Annotated in this window: 23 protein-coding genes; 10 read left to right on the plus strand and 13 right to left on the minus strand. The window is 60.6% G+C overall.

All coding sequences use genetic code 11. The annotated features are described in order from the left end of the window. Window positions 1–69 precede the first annotated feature (69 nt). From ABD653_RS04305 to ABD653_RS04335, 7 genes are read left to right on the plus strand one after another with little or no spacing between them, the layout of a single operon-like run. Window positions 70–2,916, plus strand: coding sequence for a 2-oxoglutarate dehydrogenase E1 component (locus ABD653_RS04305; RefSeq protein WP_160780024.1), 2,847 nt, complete (start codon window positions 70–72; stop codon window positions 2,914–2,916). 3 nt (window positions 2,917–2,919) lie between these two features. Further along, window positions 2,920–4,167, plus strand: a complete 1,248-nt coding sequence (gene odhB, locus ABD653_RS04310) for a 2-oxoglutarate dehydrogenase complex dihydrolipoyllysine-residue succinyltransferase (protein WP_160780025.1) — start codon at window positions 2,920–2,922, stop codon at window positions 4,165–4,167. Between the two features lie 20 nt (window positions 4,168–4,187). Continuing rightward, window positions 4,188–4,682, plus strand: coding sequence for a YfbM family protein (locus tag ABD653_RS04315; protein WP_160780026.1), 495 nt, complete (start codon window positions 4,188–4,190; stop codon window positions 4,680–4,682). An 18-nt stretch (window positions 4,683–4,700) separates the two neighbouring features. Beyond that, the gene (lpdA, locus tag ABD653_RS04320) at window positions 4,701–6,107 is read left to right on the plus strand and encodes a dihydrolipoyl dehydrogenase (protein ID WP_160780027.1); all 1,407 of its coding nucleotides are present in this window, start codon (window positions 4,701–4,703) and stop codon (window positions 6,105–6,107) included. A gap of 18 nt (window positions 6,108–6,125) precedes the next feature. Next, the gene (locus tag ABD653_RS04325; RefSeq protein WP_199801138.1) at window positions 6,126–7,106 is read left to right on the plus strand and encodes a Rossmann-fold NAD(P)-binding domain-containing protein; all 981 of its coding nucleotides are present in this window, start codon (window positions 6,126–6,128) and stop codon (window positions 7,104–7,106) included. Beyond that, on the plus strand, window positions 7,103–7,921 hold the full coding sequence (locus ABD653_RS04330; RefSeq protein WP_160780028.1) for a hypothetical protein: 819 nt from the start codon (window positions 7,103–7,105) through the stop codon (window positions 7,919–7,921). Before ABD653_RS04325 ends, ABD653_RS04330 begins: the two co-directional genes overlap by 4 nt. Beyond that, window positions 7,918–8,334 (plus strand): VOC family protein, encoded by a 417-nt coding sequence (locus tag ABD653_RS04335; protein WP_160780029.1) that lies wholly within the window; start codon window positions 7,918–7,920, stop codon window positions 8,332–8,334. Before ABD653_RS04330 ends, ABD653_RS04335 begins: the two co-directional genes overlap by 4 nt. 24 nt (window positions 8,335–8,358) lie before the next feature. On the opposite strand, the gene ABD653_RS04340 is transcribed toward ABD653_RS04335, so the two are convergent. Then, window positions 8,359–9,726 (minus strand): hypothetical protein, encoded by a 1,368-nt coding sequence (locus ABD653_RS04340; protein ID WP_160780030.1) that lies wholly within the window; start codon window positions 9,724–9,726, stop codon window positions 8,359–8,361. 159 nt (window positions 9,727–9,885) lie between these two features. On the opposite strand from ABD653_RS04340, the gene ABD653_RS04345 reads away from it, so the two are divergent. The 3 genes from ABD653_RS04345 to ABD653_RS04355 are packed head-to-tail and all read left to right on the plus strand — an operon-like array spanning window position 9,886 to window position 12,624. Beyond that, a complete protein-coding gene (locus ABD653_RS04345; protein WP_160780031.1) occupies window positions 9,886–11,220 on the plus strand; it encodes an amidase family protein in 1,335 nt (444 codons plus the stop codon). Between the two features lie 17 nt (window positions 11,221–11,237). After that, window positions 11,238–11,939 (plus strand): PepSY domain-containing protein, encoded by a 702-nt coding sequence (locus ABD653_RS04350; RefSeq protein WP_160780032.1) that lies wholly within the window; start codon window positions 11,238–11,240, stop codon window positions 11,937–11,939. A gap of 1 nt (window position 11,940) precedes the next feature. Beyond that, on the plus strand, window positions 11,941–12,624 hold the full coding sequence (locus ABD653_RS04355; RefSeq protein WP_160780033.1) for a trimeric intracellular cation channel family protein: 684 nt from the start codon (window positions 11,941–11,943) through the stop codon (window positions 12,622–12,624). On the opposite strand, the gene ABD653_RS04360 is transcribed toward ABD653_RS04355, so the two are convergent. The 12 genes from ABD653_RS04360 to rplO all read right to left on the minus strand — a co-directional run bounded on the left by ABD653_RS04360 (window position 12,621) and on the right by rplO (window position 24,080). Next, window positions 12,621–13,307 (minus strand): hypothetical protein, encoded by a 687-nt coding sequence (locus tag ABD653_RS04360; RefSeq protein ID WP_199801139.1) that lies wholly within the window; start codon window positions 13,305–13,307, stop codon window positions 12,621–12,623. The genes ABD653_RS04355 and ABD653_RS04360 overlap by 4 nt on opposite strands. Before the next feature lie 137 nt (window positions 13,308–13,444). Beyond that, entirely contained in the window at window positions 13,445–14,008 is a 564-nt protein-coding gene (locus ABD653_RS04365) for a hypothetical protein (RefSeq protein WP_160780034.1), read from the minus strand. Between the two features lie 144 nt (window positions 14,009–14,152). Next, window positions 14,153–16,285: a prolyl oligopeptidase family serine peptidase gene (locus ABD653_RS04370; protein ID WP_160780035.1), complete on the minus strand. Its 2,133-nt coding sequence runs from the start codon at window positions 16,283–16,285 to the stop codon at window positions 14,153–14,155. An 84-nt stretch (window positions 16,286–16,369) separates the two neighbouring features. Then, the gene (locus ABD653_RS04375) at window positions 16,370–17,737 is read right to left on the minus strand and encodes a serine hydrolase domain-containing protein (RefSeq protein ID WP_160780036.1); all 1,368 of its coding nucleotides are present in this window, start codon (window positions 17,735–17,737) and stop codon (window positions 16,370–16,372) included. Window positions 17,738–17,826: 89 nt separating this feature from the next. Continuing rightward, window positions 17,827–18,249 (minus strand): 50S ribosomal protein L17, encoded by a 423-nt coding sequence (gene rplQ / locus ABD653_RS04380; protein WP_160780037.1) that lies wholly within the window; start codon window positions 18,247–18,249, stop codon window positions 17,827–17,829. Window positions 18,250–18,333: 84 nt separating this feature from the next. Beyond that, window positions 18,334–19,389, minus strand: a complete 1,056-nt coding sequence (locus ABD653_RS04385; protein ID WP_160780038.1) for a DNA-directed RNA polymerase subunit alpha — start codon at window positions 19,387–19,389, stop codon at window positions 18,334–18,336. Window positions 19,390–19,492: 103 nt separating this feature from the next. Further along, entirely contained in the window at window positions 19,493–19,882 is a 390-nt protein-coding gene (rpsK, locus tag ABD653_RS04390; protein ID WP_010234721.1) for a 30S ribosomal protein S11, read from the minus strand. A 54-nt stretch (window positions 19,883–19,936) separates the two neighbouring features. Beyond that, on the minus strand, window positions 19,937–20,305 hold the full coding sequence (rpsM, locus tag ABD653_RS04395; protein WP_160780039.1) for a 30S ribosomal protein S13: 369 nt from the start codon (window positions 20,303–20,305) through the stop codon (window positions 19,937–19,939). A 337-nt stretch (window positions 20,306–20,642) separates the two neighbouring features. Further along, entirely contained in the window at window positions 20,643–21,341 is a 699-nt protein-coding gene (locus ABD653_RS04400; protein WP_160780040.1) for an SRPBCC family protein, read from the minus strand. 65 nt (window positions 21,342–21,406) lie between these two features. Further along, window positions 21,407–22,051, minus strand: coding sequence for an adenylate kinase (locus tag ABD653_RS04405; protein WP_160780041.1), 645 nt, complete (start codon window positions 22,049–22,051; stop codon window positions 21,407–21,409). Window positions 22,052–22,080: 29 nt separating this feature from the next. Further along, the gene (secY, locus tag ABD653_RS04410) at window positions 22,081–23,445 is read right to left on the minus strand and encodes a preprotein translocase subunit SecY (RefSeq protein WP_160780042.1); all 1,365 of its coding nucleotides are present in this window, start codon (window positions 23,443–23,445) and stop codon (window positions 22,081–22,083) included. Between the two features lie 104 nt (window positions 23,446–23,549). After that, window positions 23,550–24,080 (minus strand): 50S ribosomal protein L15, encoded by a 531-nt coding sequence (gene rplO, locus ABD653_RS04415; protein WP_160780043.1) that lies wholly within the window; start codon window positions 24,078–24,080, stop codon window positions 23,550–23,552. Window positions 24,081–24,082: the final 2 nt, after the last annotated feature.

The raw sequence follows: 24,082 nt of genomic DNA on the forward strand, positions 1-24,082 counted from the left end.
CCGGGAGTATCCCGAAGGTCCAGTTCTTGCCACTAAACAAGGGCCGACACATGGCCGAGGTGACCTGCAATGGGTAATGAGACACACGATTTCCTGCCCGAAATGGGCGACCAGGAGGGGCCGCAACAAGGCCCGAGCTGGGCCAACCCGCGCTGGCTGGCCGATGTGGTCGACTCCGGGGCCGACCTGACGGCGGCGCTGGACCCGACGCAGATGAAGCTCGCGGTAGAGGCAGCCTCCAAATCAGCGGGCAAGGCGACCGATCCCAAGGCGATCGAGGATGCGGCAGCGGATTCCATTCGCGCCATGCTGCTGGTCCGGCTCTATCGTGTGCGCGGCCATATGGCGGCCAATCTCGACCCCCTCGGCCTTTCCAACATGGAAGAGCCCGAGGATCTCCAGCTCGATTGGCACGGCTTCGCCGGGCAGGAAGACAAGGAGGTCTTCGTCGGCGGCGTGTTCGGATACGAATGGGTCAAGGTCCGCGATCTCTACAATGCCCTGCGCGCCACCTATTGCGGCAATGTTGGCCTGGAATACATGCATATCGCCGACACCGAGGAGCGGCGGTTCCTGCAGGACAAGTTTGAAAGCCCCGGTGACACGATCCAGTTCACCGACGAGGGCAAGAAGGCCATCCTGGCTGCCGTGGTTCGCGGCGAACAATATGAAGCGTTCCTCGGCAAGAAGTATGTCGGGACCAAACGTTTCGGCCTCGACGGCGGCGAATCCATGATTCCGGCGCTCGAGGCCGTGATCAAGCAGGGCGGCCAAGCCGGCGTGCGCGAGATTATCTACGGCATGGCGCATCGTGGCCGACTCAACGTGCTCGCGAATGTGATGGCCAAACCGTACAAGGTCATCTTCCACGAATTCTCCGGCGGCAGCGCCAATCCGGAAGATGTCGGCGGCTCCGGCGATGTGAAATATCACCTCGGCACCAGCACCGATCGCAGCTTTGACGGGATCGAAGTGCACATGTCACTCGTACCCAACCCCAGCCACCTCGAAACGGTTGATCCGGTTGTGCTCGGCAAGACGCGCGCCCAGCAGGCGATCCGTGACGATCTGGCACAGCACGAGCAGGTCCTGCCGGTGCTGATCCACGGTGATGCGGCGTTTGCGGGCCAAGGTGTCGTGTGGGAAAGCCTGAGCCTCTCGGGCATTCCTGGCTACAACACCGGCGGCTGCCTACACTTCATCATCAATAACCAGATTGGTTTTACGACTAGCCCCAAATTCGCCAGATCGTCCCCCTACCCCTCGGACGTGGCCAAGGGCGTGCAGGCCCCCATCCTGCATGTGAACGGCGACGATCCCGAGGCAGTGACCTTCGCCTGCAAGCTGGCGATCGAATACCGCCAGAAATTCGGCCGCGACGTCGTGATCGACATGTGGTGCTATCGCCGCTTCGGCCACAATGAAGGCGACGAACCGAAATTCACCCAGCCACTGATGTATGACGAGATCCGCAAGCACCCCAAGGTGAGCGTGGTCTATAGCGAGCGCCTGAAGCAGCAGGGCGTCATCGACGACGCCTTCCTTGATGGCCAGATCAAGGACTTCACCGACCACCTGCAGGAAGAATTCGACGCGTCCAAGAGCTACGAGCCCAACGAGGCCGACTGGTTCGGCGGGCGCTGGGCCGGTTTGAACAAGCCCGCCGATGCCGAGACTGCGCGGCGCAATGTTGAGACGGCGATCGAGAAGAAGCTTTTCGACAGTCTCGGCGAGAAGCTCACCACAGTTCCCGACGATCTGACTCCGCACAAGACGCTGCTGCGTGTCCTCGATGCCAAGCGCGCCATGTTCGACAGCGGCGAAGGGTTCGACTGGGCCACAGGCGAGGCACTCGCTTTCGGCAGTCTGGTGACCGAAGGCTTCGGCGTGCGCCTGTCCGGCCAGGATTCGGGGCGTGGCACTTTCAGTCAGCGTCATGCCGTGTGGGTCGACCAGAAGGACGAGCACAAATACATCCCGCTTGTCCATCTGCCCCATGGCAAATTCGAGGTCTATGACAGCCCGCTTTCGGAATATGGCGTGCTCGGCTTCGAGTACGGCTTTGCAATGGCCGATCCGAAAACGCTGGTGCTGTGGGAAGCGCAGTTTGGCGATTTCGCCAACGGCGCGCAGATCATGATCGACCAGTATATCGCCGCAGGTGAGGCCAAATGGCTGCGCGCCAATGGCCTCGTGATGCTGCTGCCGCATGGCTATGAAGGCCAGGGACCGGAGCATTCCTCCGCCCGCCTGGAACGGTTCCTGCAACTATGCGCGAACGACAATATCCAGGTTTGCAACACCACCACGCCGGCCAATTACTTTCACGTGCTGCGCCGGCAAATGCTACGTCCTTTCCGCAAGCCGTTGGTGATCATGACCCCCAAGAGCCTGCTGCGCCATCCCATGGCGAAGAGCAGCGCGGAGGAGTTCATGGGTGACCATCACTTCATGCGGATCAAGTCCGACACGACCGAGATCGCAGACAAGGATATCAAACGTCTCGTCCTGTGCTCGGGCAAGGTCGCCTATGATCTGATCGAGAAGCGCGACGAAGAGAAGCTGAAAGACGTTTCCATCGTCCGGATCGAGCAGCTCTTCCCGTTCCCCGGCGAACCGCTGGCCGTCCGGCTCAAGCGCATGACCAATCTGCAAGAGATCGTGTGGTGCCAGGAAGAGCCCAAGAACAACGGCTCCTGGTCGTTCGTGGACGAGCATATTGAACAGGCCCTCTCGGCTGCCGGACACAACGGTATGCGCCCGGTATACGCCGGCCGCGATGCTGCCGCGTCCCCCGCCACCGGCCTCGCAAAGCGTCACACGCAACAGCAGGAACGTTTGGTCGAGGAAGCTCTCGGCCTGGCCGACAATCACGACATCACTGCCACCCGCAACACAACCAAGAAGAAGGCCTGATCCATGGCTACTGAAATCCAGGTCCCGCAGCTCGGTGAATCGGTCACTGAAGGCACAATTGCCGAATGGCTCAAACAGCCCGGCGATGCCGTCGCCGTCGACGAACCGATCGTCAGTCTCGAAACCGACAAGGTCGCCGTTGATGTGCCCTCCCCGGTTGCCGGGGTCATTTCCGAACTGAAAGCGGAAGTGGGCGACACGGTGGAAGTCGGCGCGGTGATTGCGAGTGTGGAGGAAGGCGCAACCGGCGCTGCCACGGGCGGCGAAGAGCCGGCTCGCTCGCAAGAAAAGCGCGAAGAAGGCAAGAAAGAACGATCGGATCAGGACGAAGCGACAGACGCCGCCTCGGTCGATTCCTCGCAAACCCTGAGCCCGGCCGTGCGCCGTGCAGTGCTGGAGCACGGGGTCGATCCCTCCACCATCAAGGGCACCGGCAAGGACGGTCGCCTGACCAAGGAAGACGTGCTCGCCGCCGCACGCAACAAGCGAGATGATGGCGCGAGCGAAGCGGCTCCGCCTGCCGCCGCAGCTCCTGCCGCTGCAACCGGCGAACGCCGCGAGGAACGCGTGAAGATGACGCGGATGCGCCAGACCATCGCCAAGCGTTTGAAAGGCGCGCAAGAGGAAGCAGCGCTGCTGACCACTTTCAACGATGTCGACATGACAGCGGTGATCGAGGCGCGTGGCAAGTACAAGGAACTGTTCGCCAAGAAGCATGACATCAAGCTCGGCTTCATGGGCTTTTTCGCCAAGGCCGCGTGCCTTGCGTTGAAGGATGTCCCCTCGGCCAACGCCTATATCGAAGGCGATGAGATCGTTTATCACGACTATGTCGATATCTCGGTTGCGGTCAGCGCGCCCAATGGTCTGGTTGTCCCGGTGATCCGCGATGCGCAGGCCAAGGGCTTCGCTAGAATCGAGAAAGACATCGCCGATTTCGGCAAGCGTGCCCGCGAAGGCACGCTGACGATGGAAGACATGAAGGGCGGCACCTTTACCATTTCGAATGGCGGCGTGTTTGGCAGCCTTATGTCGACCCCGATCATCAACCCGCCACAAAGCGCCGTGCTCGGCCTGCACCGGATCGAGGATCGACCGGTCGCCGTGAATGGCGAAGTGGTGATCCGCCCGATGATGTATATCGCGCTAAGCTATGACCACCGCCTGATCGACGGCCGCGAGGCTGTGACCGCACTGAAAATCATGAAGGAAGCGATCGAAGATCCTACCCGGATGCTGATTGATCTTTAGAGTTCAAAGGAGGACATCCGATGGGAATGGTATGGGTTGCAAGATTGGCGGACGATGGTGAGGTGGCCTCGATCCGAGCTAACCCGGATGGCGCCTATGACTTTATCCAGCCCGAGGAGGGATGGGAAACCGCGCCTATCATCGACCTCGATAAAGAGTGGCACGCTATACACTTCTTGCTCACCCAATCCGCAGGCCCGACAAACGATCCACTCAGCCTGATCTTGGGAGACTTTGAGGAAATCGGTGAAGACAATGGCTATGGGCCTGTGTTTTACATTCCCAACCAAAGTCTCAAAGCCTTTAGCAACATGGCCAAAGCACTCAGCGAGAGTGAACTCAAGAAGCGCTATGACACCCAAGCCATGGTCGAGCAGCAAATCTATTTGGGCGAAATGTACCATGAAGAAGGCGAAGAAGGGCTGAACTTTCTCACCCAGCGCCTAGATGAACTGAAAGAATTCGCGGCGAAAGCCGCTAGCGGCGACCTCAGCGCCTTTGCCGTAATTACCTGATATTGGAGCCAGAAACCCATGTCTGACCATTCCTACGACTACGACGTTCTCGTCATTGGCGCTGGCCCGGGTGGCTACGTTGCCGCCATCCGTGCGGCGCAGCTGGGCCTGAATACGGCGTGTGCGGAGAGCCGCGAAACATTGGGCGGTACCTGCCTCAACGTTGGCTGCATTCCGTCCAAGGCGATGCTGCATGCGTCGGAGTTGTTCGAGGAAGCCGAAGGCGGCCACATGGCAACCTGGGGGCTCAAGACCACAGTCGAGCTCGATCTGGAGGCCATGCAGGCAGAGAAGCGCAAGGCCGTTGGCGAGCTGACCGGCGGGATTGAATTCCTGTTCAAGAAGAACAAGGTCGACTGGAAGAAAGGCCACGCCACGTTCCAGGATGCGCACACGGTGAAAGTCGGTGACGAGACCATAACAGCCAAGGACATCGTGATTGCGACCGGTTCCAGCGTCACTCCGCTTCCCGGTGTCGAGGTCGACAATGCCAAGGGCAAGATTGTCGACAGTACCGGCGCGCTCGAATTCGGCGAAGTGCCGGAACATCTGGTGGTAATCGGCGGCGGCGTGATCGGGCTCGAGCTTGGCTCGGTCTGGCGGCGCCTGGGCGCAAAGGTCACTGTAGTGGAGTTCCTCGACCAGCTGCTGCCCGGCATGGACAAGGATATCCGCAAGGAAGCGGGCAAGATCTTCAAGAAGCAGGGCATGCAGCTGAAGCTGAAGAGCAAGGTCACCGGCGCCACCGTGAAGGGCAAGAAGGTGACCGTGACGGTCGAGCCGGCCGCTGGCGGCGATGCCGAAACGATCGAGGCAAGCCATGTGCTGGTATCGATCGGTCGTCGCCCCAATGTCGACGGCCTGGGCCTCGATGCGATCGGGCTGGAGCTGAACAGCCGTGACCAGATCGAAACCGATCATGATTTCCGCACCACTGTCGACGGTGTATGGGCCATTGGCGACGTAATTCCCGGCCCTATGCTGGCGCACAAGGCGGAGGATGAAGGCATCGCTGTTGCGGAAAACATTGCGGGCGAAACCGGCATTGTGAACCATGCGGTGATCCCGGGCGTCGTTTACACCATGCCCGAATTCGCCGATGTCGGCATGACCGAAGATGAGGCGAAGGAAGCCGGGCATACGGTCAAGGTGGGCAAGTTCCCGATGATGGCCAACAGCCGCGCCAAGGCCAATCGCGACACCGATGGGTTCGTCAAAGTGATCGCCGATGCAGAGACCGACCGCGTGCTGGGCGTGCATATCGTTGCCAGCCTGGCCGGTACGATGATTGCCGAAGCAGCCGTGGCGATGGAGTTCGGCGCGACCAGCGAAGACATTGCCTACACCTGCCACGCCCACCCGACCCATGCCGAGGCCCTGAAAGAGGCGGCCATGGCCGTCCAGGGCAAGCCGATCCACATGTGATCGCGTAAGGGTACCGATATGGCCCGTTCAGTCGCAATTGTCGGAGCGGGTCAGATCGGATTTGCGGCAGCGCAGGCCTTCCAATCGGCTGATTGGGAAGTGACGATCCACGCGCGCAGCAAGCCGCGTTGGCTCTCCCGCACAACTGCTTTCGTACGATACGACACGCAACAGGACCGGGCGCCCGTTGCCGATGTGGTGGTAGACAGCATCGCCTACGATGCGGATGACATCGCACGCTATGACCCCGGTGCCATCGGGCGCCTGATCGCGATTTCGTCCGCCAGCGTTTATTGCGATGCCAAGGGTCGCACGCTCGACGAGGCAGCGCAAAACGGCTTTCCCGACTTTCCAGGTCCGATTGCAGAGGACCAAGCGACAGTTGCTGGCGGGCCGGAAACATATTCGACCCGCAAAATACGCATGGAGCAGGAAGCACAGGAGCGTTTTGGTGATCGGGCAAGCATCTTGCGGCCCTGCGCGATCCATGGCCCGTGGAGCCGTCATCCGCGCGAATGGTGGTTCGTAAAACGGCTCCTCGACGGACGAACCCGCATTCCGCTGGCGATTTCCGGGCAAAGCCGGTTCCAGACCACTGCGGCGCGAACCATTGGTGAATTCGCCTGCCACACGGCAATCGGCGACCACAGCGGTATCTACAACATCGCCGATGCCGACAGCCCCAGCGTGCGCGAGATTGGTGAGGCCATCGCGACCTATCTCGAGAAGCAAGCCAAATGGGTCGAGTGCGAAGATTATCCCGAAAAAGGCGTCGGCCGTACGCCGTGGAGCATACCCGCCCCGATGCTGGTCAGTGGCGACAAGGCCGCGGCCACCGGCTTTGACACTGCCCGACCCTACCGGCACGGCAGTGATGGCTTCGACTGGCTGGCACAGCAACCGCGCGACGATTGGCGCACCGCCTTCCCGCAACTCGCCGCCTATCCGTGGGACCTGTTCGATTATGCCGCAGAAGATGCGGTGATGGACCGACTGTGACAATCAGCCGCCGCATCCCGGCGTTGCTTGCGCTCGCCATTCCGACGCTGGCCGGGCTGGCCTATCTCATCGCTTTTGCCGCTCCGTCACAATTCCTTTGGGTCAACGCGGGTGCGCTTTTGGTCGCAGCAGGCTGGATTCTGTTCGGCTCTGCACCGTCCACACGTCGGGGCAAACGGATCGCAGTGCTGGCTTTACTGGCACTTCTGTTCCTGCCCTTGATCACGGGCCCGGAATATAACGGGATCGCGCGATGGGTGCCCATGGGGCCTTTCACATTGCACGCAGCTTCGTTTGCCTTTCCCGCGCTTGCTGTGCTGGCCGCGCAAGACGACGATTTCGCGCCCCCGATGCTGCTGGCGGCGCTGCTGGCTGCCTCCATCCAGCCAGACGCAGCGTTGGGCTTCGCAGTCGTATTCGCAGCAGTCGGCCTGCATGACGTGACCAGGGATTGGCGCATCGGCGTCACTTTCATGATCGGGTTTTTTGCCAGCCTTGTCATGGCCTTGCGCGGCGAACTTCCGGCCCAACCTTTCGTCGAGCGGATAATCGATGACCTACTCAGGACCGACCCGCTGGTGGCCATCGGCCTGCTGGTGGCACTGGTCGCAGGCTTTTTCCTGATGGGCTATTCCGCACCGATGGAACGGCGCGCGCGGTATGGCTTGGCAGGATCATTCTTCGGCTTTTCCATCATGGGCATCCTGTCCAACTATCCCAGCGTAATGATCGGATATGGTGCCGCGCCCATTCTCGGCTACGGTCTCGCGCTTGGCCTGGCACAGCAAGAAATCACGCACGAGGCACCGGTATGACCATCCCTCCCTTCCATCTCGCCTTTCCGGTCGATGACCTGCAGGCAGCCCGCAGCTTTTACGGGGGCCGGCTCGGTTGTCCGGAAGGCCGGTCGTCAGAGGAATGGATCGACTTCGATTTTCACGGGCACCAGATTGTCGCCCATCTCGCGCCCAAAGGCGGTGACGCCGCAAACAACCCTGTCGATGGGCACGACGTGCCCGTGCCCCATTTCGGGCTCGTCCTGGACATGGAAGCCTGGCGCACAATGGCAGATCGTCTCATTGATGCAGGGCAGGACTTCGTGATCGAACCCACCATTCGCTTCGAAGGCGAACCCGGGGAACAAGCCACAATGTTCTTCCGCGACCCGAGCGGCAACGCACTTGAAATCAAGGCTATGGCCAACCCGGCCAATCTGTTCGCCAAGTAAGGCGCTGCCGCGGCCCGCGCGCTCCTACCGGACGAGGATCTGCGCGATATCCAGATTGCTGCCCCCAAGCCAGTAGACCCTGAATTCGAGGCTGTTGTTCGGATTTACATTCTGGCTGTTGAGCCGGATTCTCTGCCAGTCACTGCTGCCACCGAAATCTTGCGCCGTCACCACGCGCGAGGCCAGGACCTGGCCCGAGTTCGCATCATAAATGTCGAGATTGGCAACATTGCCCGACGCGCCGGGTGAACGCAGGTAGAAATCGACCGAAACCGTGCCGGTCGGGAAAATCAGGTAAGGCCCGAAATTCAGCATGCCCGGATTCGACAGATCCTTGACTGCCGACAGAACGTTGTGCGGTCGCAGGAAGTAGTTTCCGCTGCCCTGCCGCATCGGCATCTTGCCGGCTTCGAATGCGTATCGCCCTCCTGCCCCGAGACCGAGCACATTCGCAGCGATTGTTTCGGTATTGATCAGCGTCACTGGATTGTCACGCTCGGTTACCCAACCTAGCAGCTCGCCTTGCGGATTGACCACCTGCCGGGAAAGTATCTGCGACCGCAGCGAGACGGCATGTTGGAGCAGGTTTCGCTCATGCGTCGCATTGCACAGTCCCGAGGCCAGCATTTTCTGCGTAAAGAGCAGGAAGAAGCCGTAGTGGTAATCCTCCGTCACATTGGGATAATCGTAGCGCTGGTTTGCCGCATCGTAGGTCGCGCCGCTTCTCGATATCCAGCCGTACCAGTCCACCATCGCAGGCGGTACCCAGCCGCTGCAGCCCGAGGTCTGGAAATTGTAGAGGCCAGTGTAGGTCCTGTGGTCGAAATAGTCGCCAGTCCACGGGTTGAGGTTGGACGACCAATTGCTCGTGTCGCCCCCGACGATTGCCCAGCGGTTGTAATCGTTAGGCGCCCACAATCCGGCCGGTTGGGGGCGGCCATAGGCAATCGCCATATAGCGCGCGAGCCAGTTGTCATCGAACCACATCTGTTCGAAAGTGCGTTGAACTTTTCTGCCTTCGCCGTTGAAACCATTGTGCTCGACAAAGGCCAACCCGTTCGCACCCAGATCGATCATCTTATCGTCATTCGCGTCAAACAGGAGGTGGCAATCTTTGTCCGGGGCGCTGGTCACACCGGGTGCATTTATGAGGGCACCGCGATCGACCGGCACTGGCGCAACTGTGCAGCTATTGTTGTATTCTTGCTGTTGGTAGAAGTTGAACGGGTAATTGATCCCCGTCACAGGTTTGAACATTCCGCGCGGCCCGTAAATGTGGTTCACCGCTGCGGTCCCATTGGGATAGTGTACGCCATAATCCCACTGTGCTGTTGCGGTAGCGGGCGTTGCCGCAAGCAAACCGGCCACCAAAGCCTTTGCCCAAGCCTTCATTATTCGACCCCTTCGATTCTGATTCAAGCAGCTGCAATTAAGCACTTCAACTTCGGCCTGAAAAGGCGACCCGTATGTCTATCCGCATCCCAGCGGTTCTCCGGCGTTTGAATGTTGGTGGCCCCCGGCCTATCGTGATTCTCGCGACGGGAGAGAGACATGGCGTATCCGACTTTGACTGACGAACCGGGCGGGATCGCCCTTGCGGCGCAGATCGGTTCCGGCGCGCTGTCGCCGCTGGAGGCGGTCGATGCGGCGATCGGCAGGATCGAATCAGGCGACGAAGCGATCAACGCTGTGGTCATTCGCGACTTTGATCGCGCGCGCGATATCGCCAAGGCGATGGACGGCATGGATGCCATGCCACACCAGCCGCTGTTCGGCGTGCCGATGACGATCAAGGAAAGCTTCGCCATCGAAGGCCTGCCCTCGTGCTGGGGGCTCAAGGAATTCGAAGGCCAGGTGGCAAAAGCCGATTCCACCGTGGTGCGCCAGCTCAAGGCGGCAGGTGCGATTGTGATCGGCAAGACCAACATCCCCCCCAATCTCGCCGACTGGCAGAGCGCCAATCCAGTCTATGGCCGCACCTGCAATCCGCATGATCACTCCCGCAGCCCGGGCGGCTCCTCGGGCGGCTCGGCGGCATCGGTTGCAGCTGGCTATGTGCCTGTAGAATACGGGACCGATATTGGTGGCTCTGTGCGTGTCCCCGCCCATTTCTGCGGTGTGTGGGGCCACAAGACGAGCTGGGGGCTTATCTCCAAACAGGGTCATGATCATCCCGCCATGGGCGGCGTCGATGCGCATGATGGCGCGCTTAGCATTGCCGGCCCGATAACCCGCAATGCCGATGATCTGGCACTGATGCTGGAACTTACTGCCGGGTTACCCCTGCGCAAACGGGCCAAGCCGCTCGACCAGTGCCGCTTCCTGCTGCTGATCGATCATCCCGTCAGCCCGATCGACGATGCCGTTCGCGCGCCGATCGAAGCGGCCGTCGAAAACCTGCGCAATGCGGGTGTCACGATTGATACGGCTACCGATGCCCTGCCCGATCTGGAGGGCGAACACGCGTCCTATATGCGCATGCTCAATGTGGCGATGGCGCGTGGGATGCCGGGGCCGGACGGCCAGCGTGCAACTGCGACCGACTGGTTCGACCTGCTCGACGTGCAGGCCCGCTGCGAACTTTCACGGGCGAACCTGTTCGAAAGCTACGACTTCGTGCTCGCTCCGCCCGCCAACATTCTCGCCTGCCCGCACCGCGACAGCCAGCTGTTCGAAGGCCAGATTGCCATCAACGGCGTAGAGCGCGATGCAGCCGAAGGGTTGGCTTGGGCCGGGATCGCGACTTTCCCCAACTTGCCGTCCACCGTCGTGCCAGTGGGCGCGAGCGACGGGTTGCCGTGTGGGATGCAGGTGATCGGCCCCCGCTGGAGCGACTTTGATTGCATCGCGGCAGCCAAGGCCATAGGGGCGCGCTTGCATTCCTAAGCGACAGGACGACACCGATGCCCCGCTCGACAATGCTGCGTTTTGCCCAATGGCACATCTGGCTGGGGTGGCTGGTCGGTGTGCCGATCCTGATGTGGACGGTGAGTGGCCTGGTGATGGTCGCCAAACCGATCACCGAAGTCCGTGATGGGAATTTGCGTTTGCCAACGCCAGAGGCAGAACAGATTCTGCCCGCCGACACCAACATAGCTGTCGCCCTGCCCGGCGATGCCAGCCGCCCGGTCAAATCGGTCACAACCGCGATGCAGCAAGGCCGGGCTGTGACCACTATCGCCTATATGGATGGCACGCTGGAACGCTATGATGCTGACGGTACCGCTCTGGGACCGTTGAGCGAAATCGAGGCGCGGCAAATGGTCGCCGCCGGGATCAAGGGCGGTGACAAGGTGATCAGTTCCACCGCCTTTGCCGCCGACGATGTCCCCTTCGATTTCCGCCGCCCGATGGATGTTTGGCAAGTAACGCTGGAGGACGACACCAACGTCTATGTCGGCCAGCACACCGGCAAGATCGAGGCGGTACGTACCAGTTGGTGGCGTCTGTTCGATTTCATGTGGGGCCTGCACATCATGGACCTGCAAGAACGGGAGGATACCAGCCATCCGATCCTGATCCTGTTTGCTGCGCTGGCCGTCATCGGAGCCTTGCTGGGGTGCATCCTGATGTTCCGCCGCCGCAAGCCCAAGGTGGCAACCTGATATGCCGGTCGACACCACAGCTATCCTGACGCCGCTGCTCGACTGGCTCGATATTGCGGGTGTGGCAGTGTTCGCTCTGTCAGGCGCGCTGATCGCTGCCAAGGAACGGCAGACATTCGTTACCCTCGCCTTCTTCGCGCTGGTCACCGGCGTCGGCGGTGGCACGATCCGCGACTTGCTGATCGGGGCCCCGGTATTCTGGATGTCGGATAGCTGGGTCGGGGTTGCCTGCCTTTCCGTTGCCGTCCTGGTCTGGCTTACGCCCACTCGCTGGTGGGAAGGCAAGTTGCTCGATTATGCAGACGGGCTCGGCCTCACAGCCTATGCCGTACTCGGCGCCGCCAAGGCGCTCAGCTATGGCGTGCCACCGGTGCAGGCGATGATGATGGGCGTGATTACCGGCACCGTGGGCGGGGTTATTCGCGATGTGGTCGCAGGTCGGCCGTCGATCCTGATGAAGCCGGAGCTCTATGTAACGGCGGCGGCCTTGTCAGCGTCGCTCTGTGTCGCCGGAACACTACTGGAAATGCCGCGCGTGTGGGTCTGGATTGGAGCCACGCTGGCGGGCCTGATCCTGCGCAGCGCGGCGATCCGTTTCAACCTCGCCTTGCCCGCCTATAATGAACGCCTCGCTGCCAAGAGCAACGAGGCGTCCGAAACTCCGGATCCTGAAAAAGCGGATTAGCCGCCAAGATCGCCATCAACCGGGCCGCCGGGATAGGCCGGCTGCGGGCCGGTCGGCGTAGTTGGTACGGCCGGGCGCGGCTCGATCACGCCTGCATTGTTACGTGCCTGGGCGTAGGCATCGTCGCTCCATTGGCGATCATCGGCAGCAGCACCGGAATAGCCGCTGCCCTGCTGACCATACTGGATATTGTCGATCCGGCCGTTCTGCCCGACGCTGCAGGTAAAGCCATTGCCGTCATACAAACGGCCGCTGACTTGCCAGCCATTGCCCGAGCGCCCGACATTGTCGACACTCTCGACCCGCACATTGCGCTCGATCTCGCGCATGCAGCTGTTCACGGCACGGTCCAGATTGCTCGAGTTGTAGCTGCGCTGGTTGTAGCGGTTGTTATAGCGGCGATCATCATAGCGATCGCGGCGCTTGTTCTTGCTGGCCGCGCTGGCAATGGCAGCGATGCCGCCCAGGATCGCAATGCCTGCAATCACATCACCGGCATCCACGCGGTTGCGGCGATAGCGACGGTAGCGGCGGCGATATTCGCCATTGTCTTCTTCGAACTGGAAGGTGCCTTCTGTATACGCACTGCGCTGGCTGGAAACCGGCAGCTCTGCGGCTGCAACCGGTGTCGCGACGAGCGAGACGGCAACGCTGGCCGCGGCAAATGTGGAAAGAATCTTCATGGCAGGACCCCCCTAGGTCCGAGAGTGGATTGGTCTGCAAATGCGGCGCCCATGCCGCAAGGATGGGAACGGAGTTAGGCGGCCCCGGCTGTCACCAGCCTGAACCGCCCAACCCGGGAGAAATCATCGGTTATCGATCACCGCAGACCACGGACGCCGCGGAAGTCGATATCGGCAACCCGGCCACGCTCGACATAGCAAGTGAACTTGCCGGTATCGTAGGCACGCTGGCGATAGCCGTTGTTGTAGCCATAGTCGTAGCGGCGATCATCATACCGGGCCCGTTGGCGATAGCCGCGCTGGCCCTCGACAGCGATCCGGCCCTTCACGCGCCAGCCATAACGGGTACGCTCGACATCGCGGATCTGGGTCACATCGGCGAAGCGATAGCCGCCGCGACGGGCGTCGCGCTTCGCATTGCGGATACATTTCTGGACGGCGCGATTGCCATTGCCACGCCGTTGCACACGGCGGTCGCCATAGCGGCGATCATCGTAACGGTACCCATCGCGATAGCGATCCTTGCCGACGCTGGAAGCGACTGCGGCAATCCCACCGAGGATCACGGCACCTGCGATCACATCACCAGCATCGACACCGCGATCACGGTGACGGTCATTGGCCATGGCAGGGCTCGCGGAAGATGCCGCCATCGCACCTGCGGCGACGGTTCCGAACAGTGCTTTGGAAACGGTCTTCATTGTCTCTATTCCTCGTTTCGACGGGACGGGAGTGCCCCTGTCGATGTTGGGAATAGAACATTGGCAATGAGGCGAGACTGAATTGGCCCGACAGCCGATGTTCAGAAAAGTGAGCACTTTTCTGAACATCGGCGTCAAAGGCAGTTAGTCGGTCAGATCGAGCCCTGTGAAATAGGCCAAAAAGCCAAGAATATCAGCCGCTTCCTCGATGGCCTTGTCGGTTGGCTTGCCCGAGCCATGACCGGCGCGGGTTTCGATGCGGATCAATTGCGGCTTGTCGCCCAGCTGGGCCGCCTGCAACGCCGCAGTGTATTTGAAGCTATGCCCTGGCACCACGCGGTCATCCGTATCGGCCGTCGTCACCAGCAATGCGGGATAGTCCGTACCATCTTTGACGTTATGATAGGGCGAATAGGCGAGGAGGTTTTTGAAGTCCTCTTCCTTGTTCGGATAGCCGTAGTCATCGACCCAATAGCGCCCCGCGGTAAAGCGATCGAAGCGCAGCATATCCATCACGCCCACCGCCGCATTGCCCGCGGCAAACAGGTCCGGACGCTGGTTGGCCACTGCACCCACCAACAAGCCGCCGTTTGATCCCCCCTGAATGGCGAGGCCATCTTCCGGGGTGATCCCTTCAGCGATCAGCGACTCGCCTGCGGCAATGAAATCATCGAACACGTTCTGCTTGTTCAGCAGCCGCCCGCCATCATGCCACGGCTTGCCATATTCACCGCCGCCGCGAATGTTGGCGACGACATAGGCCCCGCCCGCCTCCATCCAGGCCAGCCGCGACGGGCTGAAGCCGGGCGTGAGCGAGATATTGAATCCGCCATAGCCGTAAAGCAGGGTCGGCACGGCCTCACCGCTTTCCGCGACTGCCTTGCTGCGCACCAGGAACATTGGAACGCGGGTGCCATCCTTAGAGGTGTAGAACTTCTGCTCGACGACATAGTCATCGGGGTTGAACTTCACTTCAGGCGCGGCCCAGCTTTCACTGTCACCGGTCGCAACATCATAGCGATAGATGCTGGTGGGACGGTTGTAGCTGGTGAAGTAGTAGAAGGTTTCGCTGCCTTCCGTATCACCATCAAACCCGCCGGCAGTTCCGATCCCGGGCAAGGCGACTTCGCGCACGGGATTGCCAGCCAGATCGAACACGCTGATCTTGCTCTTTGCATCGACCAGGTAACTCGCGACGAGCTTGCCGCCGACCAGCGATACTCCGCCAAGCGTCTCCTTGGCTTCGGGAATAACCGTTTCCCAGGTCAGATCGCCCTCGGCCAAATCAAACTTCACGACCTTTTCCAGCGGCGCGCCATCATTGGTAGTGAAGAAGAAAGTGCCATCGACATTGCCGACATAGGAATAGGAATGATCGAAGCCGGGCACGATCACCCGCGCCGCGCCGGTGGCGCGATCGATCAGAGTTACTTCGTAACGGTCATCCGTGCCGCTGGAACTGGTGACGATCACATAGGCCCCATCGTCGCTCACCTGTGCAAAGTGGTTCAGCTCTGGCGCGTCGGGTGTCTTGAACACGACGGTGTCCGCGCTCTGTGGCGTGCCCAGTTTGTGGAAATAGACCGTGTGATCGGTGTTGAGCGCCTGGAAGGTCTCGCCCTCGCCCGTGGCAGGGAAGCGGCTGTAATAGAAACCGCTGCCATCCTTGGCCCAGTCGAGGCCCGAGAATTTGACCCACTCGACTGTGTCTTCGAGCACTTCGCCCGTGGCGACATCCATCACCTTGACCGTGCGCCAGTCGCTGCCGCCATCCTGGATTGCATAGAGGATCTTCGAGCCATCCTTGGTCGGCGACCATCCGGCCAGAGCGGTTGCATCATCATCCGACCATTCATTCGGATCGATCAGCTGGCGCGGCGCACCATCCAGACCTTCACGCATATACAGCACTGACTGGTTCTGCAGGCCGTTATTGCGGGTGTAGAAATAGCGTCCACCCGCCTCCTGCGGGATGCCGAACCGTTCGTAATCGGTCAGCTCGGTGATCCGTTGCTCGAGCGCTTCGCGTCCCGGGATCCTGGCCAGGAAAGCATCTGTGACGGCATTCTGTCGCTCGACCCAATCGGCCACTTCTTCGTCCACACGGACATCGTTCTCCAGCCAGCGATAGGGATCAGCAACCCGCTCACCGAATTGCAAGTCAGCCACATCTTGCGCGCGCGTTTCGGGGTATTCTGGTGCAGTCATATCCTGGGCATATCCTGGGCTGGCAACAAGCACGGCCGCAGCGCCGGCAAGAAGGGTGTTGCGAAACATGGGGGCAGTCCTCTCCAAAAGGTTCGTTATGTTGCTCATGATTTAGCCGCTCGAAGGGCCGTTTCAATGGCGCCCGGGCGCGAACTATTCTTCCAGCGCAGCCAGCACATCACGGGTAAAGGCCGCAATGTCGAAGCGGGTGCCGACCATGTCTTCCCCGCGCCGCACGATCACAACCTCGCGGCTGGGCACGATCACGACATACTGCCCCCGATTGCCGAACGCCGCGAATGCGTCTGCCGGAACACCTTGCGATGTGTTGAGCAGCCAGAACCCTGCCCCATAGCCGAACGGACGGCCCACTGGCTGCGGCCCCGATGGCGCGGAAACATATTCGGTCCAGTTCTCGGGCAAAATACGTGTGCCATCAGGCAATACGCCGCCATCAAGATAAAGCTGCCCCAGCTTCGCCAAATCGCGCGCGGTCGACCAGACTTGCGAGGACAAGACATACTGCGCCCGCCAGTCTGTCTCCGGCACCGTATGCGTCATGCCGACCCGCAGCAGGAAGTCTTCCGGCGAATGGTCACGCGATGCCCGGGCCATTGCCTGCGTCGCTGCGAGCGTATCATTGTTGGCATAGCGGAAGACAGAGCCAGGCTGGTGAACCAGCGGCCATTTCAGGGCCGTCTCCAGGACACTACCGCCGCCCCAATACAAGGGATCGGTACGATTGCCCGGAGTGTCCGAATAGCGGCCAGATGCCATCCTCAGCAGATGATCGATCGTGATCGCCTTGCGCGGCTCGCCCCGGCGAAACCCGAGAAAAGCTGATTCCTCGACTGTCAGTTCCCCGCGCTCCACTGTGGCTCCCACCAGCGTAGCGGCGAGGCTTTTCGCAACGGACCATGTCCGCTGCGGCGTCCCCGGATCAAACCCGGCCGCATAGGCCTCTGCAACCGGTCGTCCCTTGTGGGTGATATATACCGCTGTCGTACGAACGCCCTCCCCATACTCTGTGCTCAGCGCGTTCGCGACAAGCGGTGCGAAACGTGGCCCGGGCGCCGCGATCGGGGCCATCTCACGCTTCCTTGAAGCAGGCTCGGCCGCCGGTCGGCCATACATACTCCGCACCCCGCCAATAGGGGTGAGAGAGCATCCGCCTGTCTCGATATGCACGGCGAAGCGCGGGGGCATGCCGTCTGCCCAATCGACGCTGACCCGCTCCATGGTGCCATTCTCATGGCGCTCAATGGTGGCGTTCAATTCCGGAACGATGCTGTTCAACGGCTCCTGGATGCCCGTCAGCTCCCATTGCTCGATGCTCTCTACCGTGCGGCTGGAGCCATTCCGCTCTGAATTGGCCAGCGCACTGCACAAGAACAGCGCCTTGTATCCGGCCGCAAGCGCCCGGTCGTAGCGGGAATCAAGCTGTTCCTGCTGGCTCTGAGCGGTGGCGGGAGATGCGGCGAGGAACAGCACGGCGGCTACTGCGATTGTCGTTCGGATCATGGTGGGCACCCTAAGCGCCTGTGCCCAAAAGAAAAGGGCCGCCGGATTGCTCCGCGCGGCCCTTTCTGTGGTCGATAAAACCGATCCGCTTACGCGTCTTCGGTTTCGTCTTCCTCTGTCATCACCGGACCGCTGTCCTGGCCACGGGCGTCTTCGTCACGGTCGACGAGTTCGATTACCGCCATGGCAGCGCTGTCGCTGGCACGGTAGCCGGCCTTGATGATGCGGGTGTAGCCACCCTCACGATCGGAATACCGCTCGGCCAGAACGTCAAACAGCTTCTTCAGCTGGGTTTCGTCGAGCAGGCGGCTCTGCGCCAAGCGACGGTTGGAAAGGCCGCCACGCTTTGCCAGCGTGATCAGCTTCTCGATATAGGGGCGCAGTTCCTTGGCTTTCGGGGCCGTAGTGACGATCTGCTCATGCTTGATGAGGGCAGCCGACATATTGCGGAACAGGGCCTTGCGGTGGCCCGACTTGCGGCTCAGCTTACGCTGGCGAATTCCGTGACGCATTGTATTTTCCTTCGTTCGTAAGGGGCCCGTATGAGGTAGCCCGGTACGGGCCGGATGTTCGGGTCCGGCCCATTCCCGTGTGAATTAACCCAGCAGCTCTTGTTCGAGCTTCTTGGCCATTTCTTCGATGTTTTCCGGCGGCCAGCCAGGGATGTCCATCCCGAGGCGAAGACCCATGCTGGAAAGCACTTCCTTGATCTCGTTGAGCGACTTTCGGCCGAAATTCGGCGTGCGCAGCATCTCGGCTTCGGTCTTCTGGACCAGATCACCGATATAGATGATGTTGTCGTTCTTGAGGCAGTTGGCCGAACGGACCGACAGTTCCAGCTCGTCGACCTTCTTGAGAAGGTAGCGGTTGAGCTGGTTGGCGTCCGATTCCTGCGGCTCGGCAGCAACACCGATCATGGCGCTCTGCGGCTGCGGGATGCCGTCTTCGAAGTGGACGAACAGGGTCAGCTGGTCCTGCAGGATACGCGCGGCATAGGCCACGGAATCTTCAGGCGTGACCGTGCCATCGGTTTCGATCGTCAGGCTCAGCTTGTCATAGTCGAGTTCCTGGCCAACACGGGCGTTTTCGACCTTGTAGCTGACCTGGCGGATCGGTGAATACAGGCTGTCGACCGGGATCAGGCCGATCGGCGCATCGGCCGGACGGTTCTGTACGGCCGGGGCATAGCCCTTGCCGACATCTGCGGTCAGTTCCATGTTCAGCGTCGCGCCTTCGTCGAGGTGACAGATCACGAGATCCTTGTTCATCACTTCGATGTCGCCGGAAACGGCAATGTCACCAGCCTTGACTTCAGCCGGGCCGGTTGCGGAAAGCTGCAGGCGCTTGGGGCCTTCACCTTCCATCTTGAGAGCGATCTGCTTCACGTTAAGAACGATGTCGGTCACGTCTTCACGCACACCGGCAAGCGAACTGAATTCGTGCAATACGTTCTCGATCTTGATCGAGGTTATAGCCGCGCCCTGGAGCGAGCTAAGCAGAACACGACGCAATGCGTTGCCGAGCGTGAGGCCAAAGCCACGCTCCAGCGGTTCGGCGACAAAGGTTGCCTTGCGCGTCTTGTCGCTGCCCTCTTTCAGTTCGAGCTGCGTGGGTTTCTTGAGTTCCTGCCAGTTCTTGGTGTTCACGGACATGGATTTCCCCTGGTTCGGATGCGGGCAGGACCGGAGCGTCAGATTGACGCGTCCGGTCCGTAAAAAAGTGTCGGCAACCAGATGGCTGCCGGGCAGCTACGGATCAGACGCGGCGACGCTTGGACGGCCGGACCCCGTTATGCGGGATCGGTGTAACATCGCGGATCGAAGTGATCGTGAAGCCGACGGCCTGGAGGGCACGCAGCGCACTTTCGCGGCCCGAGCCCGGGCCCTTCACTTCGACTTCCAGCGTCCGGACGCCGTGTTCGGCGGCCTTCTTGCCGGCATCGTCAGCGGCAACCTGGGCAGCATAAGGCGTCGATTTGCGACTGCCCTTGAAGCCCATCATGCCTGCGCTGGACCAGCTGATAGCATTGCCCTGCGCATCGGTGATGGTGATCATGGTGTTGTTGAAGCTGGCGTTTACGTGCGCAACGCCACTGCTGATATTTTTCCGCTCGCGGCGCCGGATGCGGCCTGGTTCGCGTGCCATGGTGGTATTCCCCTAAATCAGATCGGGAAGGAAGAGACGGGCTGAGCCGCCTGCTTACTTCTTCTTGCCGGCGATCGGCTTCGCCTTGCCCTTACGGGTACGGGCATTCGTGTGCGTGCGCTGTCCGCGAACGGGCAAGCCGTTACGGTGACGCAGACCGCGATAGGACCGCAGGTCCATCAGACGCTTGATGTTCATTGCGGTCTGGCGACGAAGGTCACCTTCCACAGTGTAGTCAGCGTCAATCGCTTCACGCATCCGCAGTACTTCCTCGTCAGAGAGGTCTTGCACGCGGCGGGCGTGATCGATGCCCAGCTTGTTGGCGATATTCACGGCAGTCGTGCGACCGATCCCGTGAATGTAGGTAAGCGCAATGATTACGCGCTTGTTTGTGGGGATGTTGACCCCGGCAATACGAGCCACTTAATTCTTCTCCATGCTCCACAGAAGATGCCCGGGGCAGCTTCTATCTCATCGCTAAAAACACCCGGCAGTTGCGCGCAATGCCCTACGGCAAAAAGCCCGGATGGCGTGCATCAATTGGCTGCAGCCTGCCGGACTCGCTCGAAACTGTCGAATGAAAGCGCGCTTAAGGCGATTCGACCCGGAGGTCAACCGTAAGCCACGCAAAACGACGCGACTGCCAAGATGGGCAGCGCGCGATGAATATCAAGAGGTCTACCCTTCCCGCGACTCGCTGTCAAAACCGGGCATGTTGAGAAACCGCTGCAAGAACTGCAGTGTCGCGTGTGCCATCACCCTATCGCGTTGGTTCGTCTAGGAAATCCTCGCCAATCGCACTTTCGATCACGGGCTCTGGTTCAGCCTCTTCATCACCCTCCGGTGCCGGATCAGGCGCGTCTTCGGATTGAGCCTCGCTCGGGGTCTCTGGCTCCGGGTCAGGATCATCGATCCGCCCCAGCTTGCTGGCCAGCCCATCCAGCTGCTGGCTCATCACGCCGTCCACGGCTTTCGCGATGTCACTCACTTTGAAGCGCATGTAACCGCCGACGACATACTCCCACAGGATCCGCGTACCGCCGTCGACCGGCTTGAGGGTAATTGTCAGCACACCGTCGACCGGCTCGCTTTGCAAGGGCCCCAGCCCGCCACGCATGCGCAGCGCCCGGCGCGGGAACGCCTGCAGCACAACCATGTGCTGGACGCTGCCGGCAAGGCCGATCGCACCGTCATCTTCGGTTGCAGGAATGCGCTCGCAGAAACAGCCACCCCCTTGCGGGGTCAGCATCATATTGGAAGCGTCAGCCGACCAGGTGTGGGCATCGTTCCACCAACCGCCTGGCGAAATCAGTTCAAGCCAGACTGCCTGAGGCTCGGCACCTACTGTCGCGCTGTCGCGGGTCACAAAGCTGTTGCTGCCCTGGTCGACAACTTCGCCCTGGGCCGGAACGCTCAACATGGCAGCGCAAGCTGCCAGCACGGTGGCTAAACGGATCATGCTATCCCTCCTCATGCGTCCCCTATTTCACGGACCGCGCAGGAGGGAAAGGGTTTTGCTGCCGGTCAGGCGAGCAAGGCTTCGATCGAAGCGGTCACGTCGCCGATTGCCGCCATGCCATCGACGCGGGCAACAATCCCGCGCTCTTCGTAAATCGGCAGGATCGGCGCCGTCTTGGCCCGATATTCCTGCATCCGGGTGCGCACGGTTTCCTCGGTATCGTCAGGACGGCGCTTGAACTCGGTTGATCCGCACGTGTCACACACGCCTTCCTTGGCCGGAAGCTTGTGGCGATCGTGGTAACCTGACCCGCAATTGGCGCAGGTATAGCGGCCGGTGATGCGATCAACCAGGGCCTCTTCATCGACTTCCAGTTCGATTACCCGGTCAAGCGTGCGATCGTGCCTGGCAAGAATGGTGTCGAGCTGGTGCGCCTGCGCTTCGGTCCGCGGATAGCCATCGAAAATGGCGCCGACGTCTGCGCCCATAGCGGTAAGCTCCGCATCGATCAGTTCGGATACGACTTCGTCGGAGACCAGCTCACCACGATCCATGATCGCCTTGGCCTTCAGGCCAACAGGTGTTCCGGCCTTCACCGCTGCGCGCAGCATGTCGCCGGTCGAGAGCTGACGCATCCCGTGACCTTCGACAAGATTGTGGGCCTGCGTGCCCTTACCCGCCCCCGGAGGGCCCAACAGAATGATGTTCACGTCCGAATCCCCTTCGAACCCGGCATGGACTAACGCTGCCGGCCCTTCAACTTAGCCTTCTTGATGAGATCGCCATACTGGTGGGCGAGCAAATGCGACTGCACCTGGCTGATCGTATCCACGGTTACGTTGACAACAATCAGCAGGCTGGTTCCGCCAAGGAACAGCGGAATACCGGTCTGCGCGATCATGTATTCGGGCAGCACGCAGACCAGGGTCAGATAGGCTGCGCCGACAACCGTGATACGGGTCAGGACATAGTCGAGATATTCAGCCGTACGCTTGCCCGGACGGATGCCGGGAATGAAGCCGCCATTCTTCTTCAGATTGTCCGCTGTCTCTTCCGGGTTGAACACAACCGCGGTGTAGAAGAAGCAGAAGAAGATAATCCCGATCGCATAGAGCGACATGTAGATCGGCTGCCCGTGCTGCAGATACTGGTTCAGCGTCACGATGATGCCACCAGCGGTGCTGCTGGTATCGACCGAATTACCGGCGAACTGGCTGATCGTCAGCGGCAACAGCAACAGCGAACTGGCGAAGATCGGCGGGATCACGCCCGCGGTGTTCAGCTTGAGCGGCAGGTGCGAGCGGTCTGCCTGCATCATGCCGCGCTGTGTCGCTCGCTTGGGATACTGGATCAGCAATCGCCGCTGCGCCCGCTCCATGAAGCAGATGAACAGGATCAGGCCGATGACCATCACGATGAAGCCGATGATGATGAAGGCACTGATCGAACCGGTCCGGCCGCCTTCAAACATATTGGCCGCAAAGCTAGGGAACTGGGCAACGATGCCGGCCATGATGATCAGCGAAACGCCGTTGCCGATGCCGCGACTGGTGATCTGTTCACCCAGCCACAGCAGGAACATGGTGCCGCCAACCAGGCTGATCACCGCGCCAACCCGGAACATGAGGCCGGGGTCGACCACAGCCTGGATACCGCTCTGCGCACCGAAGCTTTCAAGGCCCGATGCCAGGAACCAGCCCTGGATCGCGCACAGAAATACCGTGCCGTAGCGCGTATATTGATTCAGCTTCTGGCGCCCGGTGGCGCCTTCTTTCTTGATCGCCGCAAGGGTCGGATGCAGGGCCGCGGCCATCTGCACCACAATCGAAGCGGTAATATAGGGCATCACGCCGAGCGCGATGAGGCTCATCCGCTCAAGGCTGCCGCCCGAAAATGTGTTGAACAGGTCGAGAATACCACCGCGCGCCTGGTCATAAAGCGTTTCCAGAACCAGCGGGTTCACACCGGGAAGCGGCACGAAGCTGAGGAAACGGAACACAACCAGCGCACCGATCGTGAACCAGATCCGGTTCTTGAGCTCGGTGGCCTTCGAGAAATTGGCGAGACTGAGATTGCTCGCAATATTGTCGGCGCGTGATGCCATGGGAGAACTTGATTCCTAGCTTGTCGCCGGTCCCTCCCGGCTATCGGAAGGACACATAGGTAGCGACGGGCCCGATGTCGAACCCGTCGCTCACCTTTTTCCGATTATTCAGCAGCTGCCTTGTCGGCCTTCGCACCCTTGGAGGCCTTTGCGCCATCCTTGGTCCAGGGCTGTTTGGCAGCAATGACTTCGACCGAACCGCCAGCCTTTTCAACAGCTTCAATCGCACCCTTCGATGCGCCTGCAACTTTGAAAGAGACCTTGGCCTTCAGTTCGCCCTTGCCCAGCAGGCGGACGCCATCCTTGCCACCACGGGCAAGACCGGCCGCCTTGAGAGCGTCGTGATCGACAACTTTCTTGCCGTCGAGCTTCTTGGCGTCGATGAATTTCTGCACCATGCCGATATTCACTTCTGCATAGTCCTTGCCGAACGGGTTGTTGAACCCGCGCTTCGGCAGACGCATGTGAAGCGGCATCTGGCCACCGGCAAAGCCGTTGATGGCTACGCCCGAACGGCTCTTCTGGCCCTTTTGGCCACGCGCGGCAGTTTTGCCCTTGCCGGAACCGATACCACGGCCGACACGCATGCGGCCCTTGCGGGCACCTTCGTTGTCACGGAGATCATTCAGTTTCATGT

The sequence above is a fragment of the Parerythrobacter jejuensis genome (assembly GCF_039536765.1).
Classification (GTDB): Bacteria; Pseudomonadota; Alphaproteobacteria; order Sphingomonadales; family Sphingomonadaceae; genus Parerythrobacter; species Parerythrobacter jejuensis.